This is a genomic window from Mesorhizobium sp. M2D.F.Ca.ET.226.01.1.1, from assembly GCF_004022705.2.
In the GTDB taxonomy this organism is placed as follows: Bacteria; Pseudomonadota; Alphaproteobacteria; order Rhizobiales; family Rhizobiaceae; genus Mesorhizobium.
In genome coordinates, this window is the sequence record NZ_RZOY02000001.1 from 312054 (window position 1) to 324987 (window position 12934).

10 protein-coding genes are annotated in these 12934 nt (G+C 59.4%); 9 read left to right on the forward strand and 1 reads right to left on the reverse strand.

From position 1 onward, the window contains the following. Positions 1 to 10 precede the first annotated feature (10 nt). The gene (locus EN869_RS01495; RefSeq protein ID WP_127227968.1) at positions 11 to 895 is read right to left on the reverse strand and encodes a sugar phosphate isomerase/epimerase family protein; all 885 of its coding nucleotides are present in this window, start codon (positions 893 to 895) and stop codon (positions 11 to 13) included. A 371-nt stretch (positions 896 to 1266) separates the two neighbouring features. On the opposite strand from EN869_RS01495, the gene EN869_RS01500 reads away from it, so the two are divergent. The 9 genes from EN869_RS01500 to EN869_RS01540 all read left to right on the forward strand — a co-directional run bounded on the left by EN869_RS01500 (position 1267) and on the right by EN869_RS01540 (position 12907). Continuing rightward, positions 1267 to 3069 carry a thiamine pyrophosphate-binding protein gene (locus EN869_RS01500; protein ID WP_127227967.1) on the forward strand — a complete coding sequence of 601 codons (1803 nt, stop codon included), beginning with the start codon at positions 1267 to 1269 and terminating at the stop codon, positions 3067 to 3069. A 94-nt stretch (positions 3070 to 3163) separates the two neighbouring features. Next, positions 3164 to 4474 (forward strand): histidinol dehydrogenase, encoded by a 1311-nt coding sequence (gene hisD, locus EN869_RS01505; protein ID WP_127227966.1) that lies wholly within the window; start codon positions 3164 to 3166, stop codon positions 4472 to 4474. A gap of 63 nt (positions 4475 to 4537) precedes the next feature. Next, entirely contained in the window at positions 4538 to 5791 is a 1254-nt protein-coding gene (locus tag EN869_RS01510; protein ID WP_167506975.1) for an ABC transporter substrate-binding protein, read from the forward strand. 90 nt (positions 5792 to 5881) lie between these two features. Further along, on the forward strand, positions 5882 to 6778 hold the full coding sequence (locus EN869_RS01515; protein WP_127227964.1) for a sugar ABC transporter permease: 897 nt from the start codon (positions 5882 to 5884) through the stop codon (positions 6776 to 6778). After that, the gene (locus EN869_RS01520) at positions 6768 to 7688 is read left to right on the forward strand and encodes a carbohydrate ABC transporter permease (protein ID WP_245482196.1); all 921 of its coding nucleotides are present in this window, start codon (positions 6768 to 6770) and stop codon (positions 7686 to 7688) included. Before EN869_RS01515 ends, EN869_RS01520 begins: the two co-directional genes overlap by 11 nt. 4 nt (positions 7689 to 7692) lie before the next feature. After that, on the forward strand, positions 7693 to 8793 hold the full coding sequence (gene ugpC, locus EN869_RS01525; protein WP_127227963.1) for a sn-glycerol-3-phosphate ABC transporter ATP-binding protein UgpC: 1101 nt from the start codon (positions 7693 to 7695) through the stop codon (positions 8791 to 8793). Positions 8794 to 8802: 9 nt separating this feature from the next. Further along, positions 8803 to 10299 (forward strand): GMC family oxidoreductase, encoded by a 1497-nt coding sequence (locus EN869_RS01530; protein ID WP_127227962.1) that lies wholly within the window; start codon positions 8803 to 8805, stop codon positions 10297 to 10299. Between the two features lie 81 nt (positions 10300 to 10380). Further along, on the forward strand, positions 10381 to 11796 hold the full coding sequence (locus EN869_RS01535) for an aspartate ammonia-lyase (protein ID WP_127227961.1): 1416 nt from the start codon (positions 10381 to 10383) through the stop codon (positions 11794 to 11796). A 322-nt stretch (positions 11797 to 12118) separates the two neighbouring features. Continuing rightward, positions 12119 to 12907, forward strand: a complete 789-nt coding sequence (locus EN869_RS01540) for an IclR family transcriptional regulator (protein WP_245489507.1) — start codon at positions 12119 to 12121, stop codon at positions 12905 to 12907. The last annotated feature ends 27 nt before the right edge of the window (positions 12908 to 12934 follow it).

The following is a 12934-nucleotide window of genomic DNA, read 5'->3' on the forward strand; positions in this document are numbered from 1 at the left end:
GATCGACGACCTAAGAACCTACAACAAGATCCTGCATGAGCGTTTTGAGATCACGAGCGACATCGTAGCTGTTCATCTGATGCTGCCTGTTGCAAAACAGCTCGCAACTCCACCAGCCATCGTAGCCGGTCGATTTCACTGCAGCCACCCACTCTCTCAGGTTCAACACGCCCTTGCCAGTTTCGACATCACGGAGAACAGGCTCGTTGGGAACTCCGCCCGCAAACGGCCGTGAGTCGCAGATGTGCACGCCGTAAATCAAATCCTTGTCCAATAGCGAGATTTGTTCGGGGCCATCGCCTGAGGTGTAACAATGCCAGAAGTCGACGACGAGACGTATGTTGTCGCGCGCTGCTTTCCTGATCGTACGAAGCTGCCTGTCAAGCGTGTTGAGCGGCGTCCAGGACAGCGCTTCGTGGTAGATGACCAGGTTGCGCTGGGCGGCAATGTCGGCGACCGCGGCCAATCCAGACGCCGTGATGTCGATCTGCTCTTCTATCGGCAGGCCGACAACGCCTCGGTAGAGATCGGGTCGCCGAGTAACGCTGCTGGGATCGAGAGCGTCGAGGCTGATTGGACCCGTAATGACCTGAATGCCCTTTGATCCAACCGCCGAGGCAAGGTTCGTCAACGCTTCGGCGTCTTTCAGCAAGTCCTTTCGGGCGTCGCCGTAGCGTTCCACATCGAGAAGAAATCCAACGCCCGGAATGAAGGTCTCACCGACTAAGTGGCGCAGGTCCTGCGGGCTGAAACCAGCGTCCAGGAAAGCCCGAATCTTGGCGCCGGAGGCTTCCAGCCCGTCGAAACCGATCTCATGTGCGATATCGAGGTCAAGCGCAAGCGTGCCATATCGCGCCACGAGTGCATGCAGGACAATCTGATTGCTCTTCGACATGAGGTCCACCTTTGCAAAGTGGTTGACACTACCAGCAAGCAAGCCATACGCCATGTTGAGGCGGAATTGCGCGATAGTGCGAATTCTTGCGCGATTTGCAGCACTTATCGCGCTACATCGCGTCGAAAATCTTCTGGAAACCGGATGCGTCTTTGCGCTTGACTGGAGCCCGCCTCGGCATATTTCGCCCATCGGCGGCCGGAAATGGACAACCTCTACTGTCGCAACTCTTCTCGGATAGCGCGCCACATTGCTTCGAATAATCCTACCCTGCGAACTTGTCGCGGGCGATCCATAGCTGCTTACTAAGAGCATGGACGAGGGCATATCTCGCAACCGCCTCGTCAGCCAAAAGATAAGAGGGTCGAACAATGAAACTGACCGGTGGGCAGATCGTCGCAAGAGCGCTCAAGGAATATGGCGTCGAATATGTGGCTGGCGTACCTGGACATGGCATCTGGGCCCTGTTCGATGCTTTTCTCGAGGAAGGCTCGCAGCTGCCCTTTATCCAGGTCATGCATGAACAGAGCGCTGTCCACATGGCGGACGGCTATTTCCGCGCCAGCGGCAAGCCCATGGCATGTTCGACGTCGGTCGGACCCGGCGCTACCAACACGATCATTGGTCTTGCGACAGCCTACTGTGACTCAACTTCACTGTTCTATGTGTCGGGCTCGCCGCAGACCTACATGCATGGCCATGGCACCATGCAGGAGATCGAGCGCCAGCAGGACAACGCCTTTGCGCGCATCACCGAGCAGGTGACCAAACGCGCCTGGCAGGCGCAATCCGTGCAGGTTCTGCCGACCATCATGCATCGCGCCTTCAACGAGATGCTTACCGGCCGTCCGGGCCCCGTGCATGTCGAGGTGCCGATGGACGTGCAGGTCGAAGCGGCGGAAGTCAGCATTCATCCGCTGGACAAGCGCCTGCCGATCGGTGTGACCTACCCGGACCCGAGCGCGATCGAGGCCGCGGTAAAGCTTCTGTTGAACGCCGAACGGCCGGTCATCGTCGCCGGTGGCGGCGCCATCACAGCCAACGCTTCAAACGAATTGACCCGTTTGGCCGAGCGGCTCGGCGCGGCAGTTTCGATCACCTGGAACGGCAAGGGCGCCATCTCGGAAGATCATGAGCTCTTCATCGGCGCGGTCGGCCAGACCGGCACAACATGTGGCAACAAGATCACCGCATCCGCTGACGTCGTGATCTCTGTCGGCTGCCGCTTCACAGATTGGTCGGCGTCCTCCTACGCCAAGGGCGTCTCGTTCTCGATCCCCCCGGGCAAGCTGATCCACATCGATCTTGACCCGCGCGAGATCGGCAAAACCTATCCGACCGAGGTCGGCATCGTTTCCGACGCAAAGGTGGCGTTGGAGGCAATCCTGGCGTTGATCTCGGAGGCGGATGCCAAGAAGGCCCTGGCCAAACGCGAAACGTTTCTGGCCGACGTCCAGAAGGCGAAGGCCGACTGGATCGCCCAGGTGTCGCCGCGCGAAAACAGCCGCGAAACGCCCTTCACATCACAGCGTCCGCTGGTCGCTTTGCGCAAGGTCCTCGACCGCAATGGTATCGTGGTTGTGGGTTCGGGCAACACCCAGGGTTCGGTGAAGCAAAGCTTCCCGGTCTACGAGCCTCGCACCCATCTGACTTCCGGCTCCTATTCGCCGATGGGCTGGGCGGTCCCGGCAGCGTTGGGCGCCAAGCTCGCATGCCCGGATCGTCAGGTCGTGGCGATCGTTGGCGACGGCGACTTCATGATGTCGCTGCCCGAAATGGGCACTGCCGTTATGAACGGCATCAATGTGGTGTTCCTTGTGTTGAACAACTCCGGCTACATGTCGATCCGTGGTGGCCAGCGCAAGTTCATGGGACGCCACATCGCTTCTGAATTTACCCATCACTCCGGCAACGGCCAGCCTTACTCTGCCGATATCACGGCTTCCGCCCGCGCCTTCGGGCTCGAGGCCTGGAAAGTCGAGAAGGATGAAGACCTTGAAAGCAGCTTGAAGGCAGCCTTGGAATGCGGCGGCCCGGCTCTTGTCGAGGTCATTGTCTCACGCGACGCGGCGGGACCGTTCGCGACCGGCTGGTGGGATTTCCCGTCGCCTGCTTACTACGAAAAAGAACAGGCCGGATACGCCGAGATGCGCGCACGCGAGCAGCACCTCTAGCAAGCAGGAGGGCGGCGAGCGCCCTCCCACATCGCCAACCATCACGTTCGGTAGTGCGGCGCGCACGCGCGTACGCAAAGCAAGAGATATTGCCATGATACGCACCTTCAAGCCCGCCAAAGGCAATGTCGCTGACGATGGCCAGCCGGCCGTCACCGCGACGGTTCAGGCCTTGCTGGCCCAGATTGAGAAGGGCGGCGACAAGGCGGTGCGCGAATTGGCCGTTCGCTTCGACAAGTTCGACAGGGATGACTATCGCCTGACCAAGGCCGAGATCGACGGATGTATCAACGCGTTGACCAAGCGCGAACGCGAGGATCTCGATTTCGCGCAGGACCAGGTGCGCAGGTTCGCCGAAGCCCAGCGCGAGACCATTCTAGATCTGGAGATCGAAACGCTGCCGGGAGTTGTCCTGGGCCACAAGAACGTACCGATCCAGAATGTCGGATGCTACGTGCCGGGCGGGAAGTATCCGCTGCTTGCATCCGCCCATATGACCGTCTTGACCGCCCGAGTGGCTGGCTGCGAGCGCGTCATCACCTGCGCCCCGCCGTTTCAGGGCAAGATCGCCGAGAAGATCGTCGCCGCCCAGGCGCTCGCTGGTGCCGACGAGATCTACTGTCTCGGCGGCGTCCAGGCGATCGCCGCCATGGCCTACGGCACGGAGACGATCGCTCCCGTCGATATCCTGGCCGGCCCCGGCAATGCCTATGTCGCAGAAGCCAAACGGCTGCTGTTCGGCAAGGTCGGCATCGACCTTTTCGCCGGCCCGACCGAGACCCTTGTAATTGCCGACGACAGCGTGGACGGCGAGATCGTGGCGACCGACCTGCTTGGCCAGGCCGAGCATGGCGTAAATTCTCCCGCTTTGCTGATCACCAATTCCGAGAAGCTAGCCCGCGACACGCTGGATGAAATCGAGCGGCTGCTCAAAATCCTGCCGACTGCGGCTGTCGCGGCCAAAGCGTGGGAGGATTTCGGCGAGATCATCCTGTGCGATACGGTCGACGAGATGGTGGCCGAGGCCGATCGCATCGCCTCCGAGCATGTCCAGGTCATGACACGTGATCCGGACTACTTCCTTGAGAAGATGAAGAACTATGGCGCGCTGTTTCTCGGTGCCCGCACGAATGTGTCGTTTGGCGACAAGGTCATCGGCACCAACCATACGCTACCGACCAACAAGGCCGCGCGTTACACGGGCGGGCTCTGGGTCGGCAAGTTCCTCAAGACCTGCACCTACCAGCGCATTCTGACCGACGAGGCCTCGGCCCTGATCGGAGAGTACGGCTCGCGTCTCTGCCTGATGGAAGGGTTCGCCGGGCACGCCGAACAAGCCAACATCCGGGTCCGCCGCTACGGCAGAAAGAACGTCGGCTATGCCATGCCGGCTGATCCGAGCTGACTCCAACCCGCCCGATAACAGCGAAATGCGACCGGGCATTTCAACCTCAACAGGGGAATGACGATGACCAAATTCAAAAGAATCCTGCTCGCCGCCGCGCTGGGACTGCCCTTCGCGGGCCAGGCAATGGCACAAACCAAAATCGAAGGCCTGCATGTCTGGACGTCGGCGAGTGAAGTCGGTGCCCTGAAAGTGATTACCGACAAGCTCAAGACCATGGGCTTCGAGTGGCAGGATAGCGCGGTTGGCGGTGCCAATGGCGCCAATGCCCAGCAGGCACTGCGCACCCGCGTTGCCGCCGGCAATCCGCCTGCCGTCATGCAGTTCCTCGGCTTCGAGGGACTGGGCTGGGCCAAGGAAGGCGTGCTTCGTTCATTGAATGACCTCTACGCCAAGAACGGCTGGAAAGACGCCCTCCCGCCGGTCATGCTGCAATTCCTGCAGCAGGATGACACCTTTTTCTCGACCCCGATCAACATGCATCGCCAGAACTGGGTTTGGGCGAACAAGGCTGTCTTCGACAAGGCCGGGATCGCCATTCCCACAAGCTGGGACGAGCTGATTGCCAGTGCCGAAAAGCTGAAGGCGATTGGTGTCACGCCGATCGCGATGAGCGATGAGAGCTGGCAGATCGAAGAGCTGTTCGAGTCCATGCTCATCGACGTGAACGGCCCGGATTTCTACAAGAAAGCTGCCATCGATCTCGATGAAACGGCGCTGTCCAGCCCTGAGATGATCAAGACGTTTGAACTTCTGGGCAAGGTGCGTGGATTGCATGACGCCGGTTTCACCGGCCGTGACTGGGCGGCTGCGACCAATCTGGTCGCCAACGGCCAGGCCGGCATGCAGATCATGGGCGATTGGGCGAAGGGTGAATTCCTTGCCAAGGGGATGAAGCCGGGCGCCGATTTCCTCTGCTTTCCGACGCCGACCGCCACGCCGAACTACAAGTTCGTGTTCGATACATTCGGCGGCTTCAAGATCAAAAATGCCGATATCGAAAAAGGGCAGGACGCGGTTGCGGAAGCGATCATGGACCCCGAGGTTCAGAAGAAGTTCAATCTGATCAAAGGCTCGATCCCGGCTCGTCTCGATGTGCCGATGGACGACTTTGACGACTGCGCCAAGCGCAGCTTTTCGGATCGCGTCGCTGCCATCAAGAACAACGCAATCTACGGATCGCTCACCGACGGCTTTGCTGTCGAGCCGCGCTTCTCGGGCGTGTTCCAGGACGTCGTCGGCAAGTTTTTCGTCACCGATATGAGTGCGGAAGACGCGGTCAAATCCCTGGTCGACGGGATCAACAACGCACGCTGAGGCGTGCGTTCGCTGCCGGGGCGATGCCTCCCATGAGGTCCCGGCAGCGCCTTGCTAGCAGCTCCATTGACCCAATCCGAGGGCAAGCCGATGAGCAGATCCACCCCTTTATCGAACCGTATCGAGAATTGGCTGCCACGGCTGGTGCTGGCGCCCAGCCTCTTGGTTGTCCTGGTTGCGGTCTACCTGTTCATCTGCTGGACGGGTTGGATCTCGCTCTCATCTTCCATGATCGTGCCGAAATACGATTTCGTCGGCCTCAACCAGTATGTCCGCCTGTGGTCGACGCCGCGCTGGCACACAGCCGTGTTCAATCTCTTCGTCTTTTCAACACTCTTCCTGGCTCTGACCACGGGGCTCGGACTGCTGATGGCAATCCTTCTCGATCAGAAGATCCGGGTGGAAGGCACATTGCGGGCGATTTTTCTTTACCCGATGGCGCTGTCGTTCATCGTCACCGGCACAGCCTGGAAATGGATTCTCAATCCCGCCCTGGGCGTGCAGAAAGTGGTCAATGACCTTGGCTGGACCAGCTTTGTGTTTGACTGGATCGCACAGCCGACTTTCGCGATCTATTGCGTGGTGATTGCCGCAGTATGGCAATCGACCGGCTTCGCCATGGCGATCTTCCTGGCCGGACTGCGCGGCATCGACAATTCGGTCATCAAGGCCGCCCAGATCGAAGGTGCAAGCCTGCCGCTGATCTATCGGACAATCGTCGTGCCGATGCTGCGCCCGGCCTTCCTGAGCGTGATCGTTCTGCTCAGCTACATTGCGATCAAGAGCTTCGATCTCATTCTGGCGCTAACCAACACCGGCCCCGGCTCCGCCACCGAGATGCCTTCCACCTTCATGTACTCCGCCACCTTCCGGCGTGACCAGATGGGCGTTGGCGCAGCCAGCGCGATGATGATGCTGATGACCGTCGCCGCGATCATCGTTCCGTATCTCTATTCAGAGCTGAAGGAGTCCCGCGATGGCCAGTAATGCCGCGTCCTTGGCTAGCAATTCCACGCCCTTGGCCACGAAAGCCGCGTCCTTCCGTCGGCAGCATCGGATCGGTCGCGCCGTCATCTACGGCAGTCTGTTTTTCATGGCTGCGTTCTACCTGATGCCGCTATGGGTGATGATCACCACTTCGGTGAAACACCTTGATGAGATCTATGCCGGTTCCTTCATCGGCCTGCCGCAGCAAATCAGCTTCGACGCCTGGCGCACCGCCTGGTCCGAGGCTTGCAACGGAACGGCCTGCAAAGGGCTGAAACCCTATTTCATCAACTCGCTGCTGTTGACGATTCCGGCAGTGATCATGTCGACCGGCATCGGTGCGATCAACGGTTATGTCATCACCAAATGGCGGTTTCCTGGCTCCAACGTGATTTTCGGGCTGCTGTTGTTCGGTTGCTTCCTGCCTTTTCAGGCAGTGATTCTTCCCATGGCGCAAACTTTGGGAATCCTTGGTCTGGCAGGGTCTCTTCCAGGGCTCGTGCTGGTCCATACAGTCTACGGGATTGCGTTCACCACGCTGTTTTTCCGCAATTATTTCGTCAGCATTCCCGATGAACTCGTAAGAGCGGCGAAGATCGACGGTGCGGGGTTCATCAGGATCTTCGTATCAATCATGCTGCCGGCGGCGCTGCCGATAATCGTCGTGTCCTGTATCTGGCAGTTCACCCAGATCTGGAACGACTACCTGTTTGGGGCGTCATTCACCGCCGGCGAAAATGCACCCATCACCGTAGCGCTCAACAACATCGTCAACGTCTCGATGGGTCGCAAGGAATACAACGTCGACATGGCTGCCGCCATGATCGCCGCGCTTCCGACCCTCTTTGTCTACGTCGTCGCTGGACGATATTTCGTGCGCGGCCTTACCGCCGGCGCCGTGAAAGGCTGATGCTATGTCAACTCTCGAAATCGATCGTGCCCGTAAGCTCTATGGTGAACTCGAAGTCCTGAAGGAAGTCAGCATCTCCATCGGCACCGGTGACTTCCTCGTACTGCTGGGCCCATCGGGCTGCGGCAAGTCAACGCTGCTCAACATGATCGCGGGATTGGAAGAGATATCGGGCGGCGAGATCCGTATTGCTGGCAAGGTGGTCAACGATCTTTCGCCGAAAGACCGGGATATCGCGATGGTATTCCAGTCCTACGCGCTCTATCCCACGATGACCGTGCGCCAGAACATCGAGTTCGGCATGAAGATACGCAGAGTGTCGCAGGCCGAGCGCGACAAAGCCGTGAAGACCGCGGCCGATCTGCTCCAGATGACGCATCTTCTGGACAGGAAGCCCTCGCAGCTTTCCGGCGGCCAGCGCCAGCGCGTAGCGATGGGGCGCGCGATTGTGCGTCAACCGAAGCTGTTTTTGTTCGACGAACCTTTGTCCAATCTGGACGCCAAGTTGCGTGTCGACATGCGCACCGAGATCAAGCGCCTCCACGCACGACTGGGAACCACCATCGTATATGTCACCCACGACCAGATCGAGGCCATGACGCTCGCCACGCGCGTCGCAGTGATGAAGGATGGCGTGGTCCAGCACCTTGACGATCCGCAGTCGGTCTACGACCGGCCGGCGAACGTATATGTGGCCAAGTTCGTCGGGTCGCCATCGATGAACATCATTCCGGCGCGCCTTGAGGTTGAAGACGGCAGGCCCGTTGCGGCGATCGACATCCCGGGCGCGGCGACAGCCCGCCTCTCGGGCATTTCTTTATCTTCACAGGCGGCAGCCAAATACGCTGGGCGCAGTATTCTGGTGGGCATTCGTCCGGAGTTGTTCAGCGTCGCCGGCGAGCAAGCCTCGCAAGCGCTCACGGTAAACATCGATGTTGTCGAGCCCACGGGCCCCGATACGCTCGCCTTGTTCCAGGCAGGCGGGGTCGAGGTCACGGCCCGGGTGCCGCCAAGGGCCGTGGCAGCCCGCACTTCGGCGACCCTCGCGGTCGATACTGGCAAGATCGTGCTGTTCGATGCCGACAATGAGCAACGCATAGACTGAGGCATCGACGTGGATCAAACAGCTGATATCGTCATTATCGGGTCGGGCATAGGAGGCGCTTCCCTGGCCTATAGCTTGGCCAGCACCGGCAGGCGCATCGTGATTCTGGAACGTGGCGAGCACCTGCGCGACGCGCCCCAGGCGCGCGACGACCGGGCTATATTCCTCGAGGGCTTCTACCGTTCGACCGAAGAGTGGCTCGGCGACGATGGGCAGGCTTTCCTGCCTGGCAATTACTACTATGTCGGAGGCAATTCCAAATTCTTCGGCGCGGTCATGTACCGCTACAGGCTTGAGGATTTCTCGCCCCGGCCCCACATGGACGGCGCCTCACCTGGATGGCCGATCACCTACGAGGAGCTTGAGCCCTGGTATGAGCGAGCCGAGGCGATTTTCAAGGTGCGGGGTGACCCCTCGCAGGATCCCACCGAGCCGCCGCGCATCAGTGCTTACCGTTTTCCGCCGGTACCCGACGAGCCGGCCATAGCGGCTGTGCGCGCTCGCCTCAAGGAGGCGGGGATCCACCCATCCAGCCTTCCCCTGGCTATCGACATCAATGAGTGGCTTCGCCGAGCCAAGACCGGTTGGGATGCGTTTCCCAATACGGGTTTCGGCAAGATCGACGCCGAGGTTGGACCACTGACAGCCGCTTTGGATAGCAGCAACGTCAGCCTCGTGACCGGGGCCAATGTCGTGCGGCTGGAAACCGATCCGGCGGGTCGCAAGGTGACTGCGGCAGTTTTTTTGAAGGATGGTGTCGAGCGCCGGATTAGCGCTGGCATCTTCGCCGTTGCGGCCGGCGCGGTCCAGAGCGCGGCACTCTTGCTGCGCTCGGCGAATGCTGCGCATCCGCGTGGACTGGTCAACGGCTCCGACCAACTCGGCCGCAACTTCATGAACCACAACACCACCGCAATGCTGGCGATCGACCCGCGGTCGGCCAATACGTCGGTTTACCAGAAGACCCTAGCATTCAACGATTTCTACAATGCCGATCCGGAGACCGGTTTCCCGCTTGGCAACGTGCAATTGCTTGGTCATATCACAGGCAACATCCTCAAGGCGAACGCGCCCTTGCTGCCATGCTGGCTGGCGGGGCTCATAGCCCGCAATTGCTATGGTTGGTTCTTGACGAGCGAGGACCTGCCCAACCCAGAGAGCCGGGTCACAGTCCAGAATGACCGCATCGTCATGCATTGGGTCCGCAGCAACATGCGAGCGCACGAGCTGCTGATCCGCAGGACACGAGGCGTGATGCGAAGGGCGGGCTTCCCCATCGTTCTTACCCGAACCTTCGGCAGAAAGACGACCTCACACCAGTGCGGCACTGCCCGACTTGGAAACAGTCCGGAGACATCGGTTGTGTCGCCTGAGTGCCGCTCTCACGAAATCGAAAACCTCTATGTCACGGACGCCTCGATACTTCCCACCTCGGCGGCTGTTAACCCGGCACTGACCATCGCAGCGCTCGCCATAAAGGCTGGCGCGTCCATCAGCCGGTCGTGAGGGGGCAATCTCACGGTCTTGTCGGACACTCGGGTCTGCTTTCGTGACGCCAAGGGTTTTGTCTGAAGGAACTTTGCAATCATGTTTGCCGACCGCGTCGAATCGGATCTGATCGGTCCGCTGGATATCCCGGGCCACGTGCTCTACGGCGTGCACACCCGCCGGGCAGAGCAGAACTTCGATGTCTCGGGACTGCGGCTCAAGGATTTCCCCGAGCTCGTCCAGTCGATGGCGATGGTGAAAAAGGCCTCTTGTCTTGCAAACAGGGAGCTCGGACTCCTTTCCCCCGAAAAGGCTGAAGCCATATCCAATGCCTGCGACGAGATCATCGAGCTGAGGGGGATCGAAGAGAACTTCCCAGTCGACATGATGCAGGGAGGTGCCGGTACCTCGACAAACATGAACGTCAACGAAGTTGTGACGAACCTGGCCTTGATCAAGCTCGGCGCAGCCGTTGGCGACTATACGAGACTCCACCCCAACGACGACGTAAACCTCTCCCAGTCGACCAACGATGTGTATCCGACCGCGATCCGCCTCACTGTGCTGCGAGCCTGCGAGGGGCTGGTATCCGCACAGGTCGGTTTGCGTGAGGCCTTCCGCGCGAAAGCGCTGCAGCACGCAAATGCTCTGAAGGTCGGCAGAACTCAGCTTCAGGATGCCGTTCCGATGACAGTCGGGCAGGAGTTCGGGGCCTTTGCCGAACTGATCGACGAGGACATCATCCAGCTTCAATCGGCATCGAGGTTGTTGCTGGAAATCAACCTCGGCGGATCGGCGATCGGCACGTCGATCAACGTGCCCCGCGAATTCCCCGGCATCGTTTGCCGTCATCTGTCGCAGATATCCGGAATCCAGCTTATCGCCGCGCGCAACTTTATCGAGGCAACGTCCGACACCGGCGGGTTTGTCTCCTTTTCAGGCATGCTGAAGCGCATTGCGGTCAAGCTGACCAAGATCTGCAACGATCTGCGTCTTCTGAGCAGCGGACCGCTCGGCGGCCTTGGGGAGATTCGTTTGCCGCCGGTACAGGCCGGCTCTTCCATCATGCCTGGCAAGATCAATCCGGTCATTCCGGAGATGATGAATCAGCTCAGTTTCCAGGTCATTGGGAATGATCTTGCCATAACGCTCGCCGCGAGCGCCGGGCAGCTCCAGTTGAATGCGATGGAGCCGGTGATCGTCTTGAATATCCTGCAGTCCATGCGGTTGTTGACCAAAGGAATGCGGATTTTCAAAGAGCGCTGCATCGACGGGATCGAAGTCGATGAGGATCGCTGCAAAGCCTTGCTGGACCAATCCCTTGCTTTGGCCACGCCGTTGGCGAAGCTCATCGGCTACAGCAAGGCTGCCGAATTGTCGAAGCGCGCTTTGGCTGGCAAGAGAAATTTGCGCCAGGTCGTTGAAGACGAGGGTGTTCTGCTGCCTGAACAGATTGAGCAGATATTCGGTAACAGTGCCGAGTTCGCGGGTCTCTCGAACGCCGCCTCGGCTTGAAGCGCAATCGGCCTCGCTGCGATAAACGATAGAGAAGGAAAAGGCCGGCGCCCTGCGCGTCAGGTGGTGGTCAGACGATCATCGACTCTTGTTCGACTGTGTTGCCTGATGTTTCGGTGAGTGATATCGTTGTTTGGCAGGTGTAAAATACGAGTCGCTTCACCCATTGTCGAGGTTTCCCGTTCGGGCATTGGGGCAGCGGGACCGCTTCAGCACTGAATATCTCTGATTGAGCGCTTGCTGACTTAGGCAACGGCCAATTTTGCTGGCGTCTGCCCATGCCTCATTCGGAGTTGGCTAGTTGATAGAACCATCACAAAATTTGACCGAGAAAGTCCGTTTCGACGCTGTTGATCGGACGATGGCGATCCTGCGCGTCCTTGAGAAGGCGGAAGGGCCATTGTCTCTATCCGCGATCGCCAGGGAGGTTGACCTCGGTAAACCAACGACGTTGCGATATCTGGCAAGCTTGGTCGGCCATGGGGTCATCGAGCGTGTCGACGGAAATGGCTACACGTTGGGTATCGACCTGTTTATGCTGGGACAGAAAGCGTTGCACCGCCGTGACATTCGCGCCGTGGCTCGCCCTTATCTGCAGAAATTGTATGAACACTTCAATGAAACCATAAACCTGGCACTGCTAGTCCGCCAGGAAGTCGTGGTCGTCGACAGTATCGAGACAACACAGATGCTGAGGCAGGGCGGGGCGGTTGGTTCAGTGAATCCCTGGCATGCGTCATCCCTGTCCAAAAGCATATTGGCGTGGCTCGATCGCGACGAGGCCAACCGCTTGCTGCAGCGGTGTAGCTTTGACCGTTACACGCCGCGGACATTGACCAGCGCAGCCAAGGTCCTGGCCGAATTGCCGGAGATCGTCGAACTTGGTTACGCCGTGGACAATGAAGAGGCCACGATAGGCAGCAGGTGCGTCGGGGCAGCGATATTCGATGCCTCGGGTCGACCGATCGGAGCAATCAGCATCTCCGGTCCGACGACCCGCGTTGTTGACGATGCGATCCCGTCCGTGGGGGCCCATCTGGTCGAGGTTACTGCGCAACTGTCGCGAGCAATTGGATTCCCCGGCAGAAGGGATTCCCGCATCGGCGCTTGAGAATCGGACGTCATCGCTAGCGGAAAA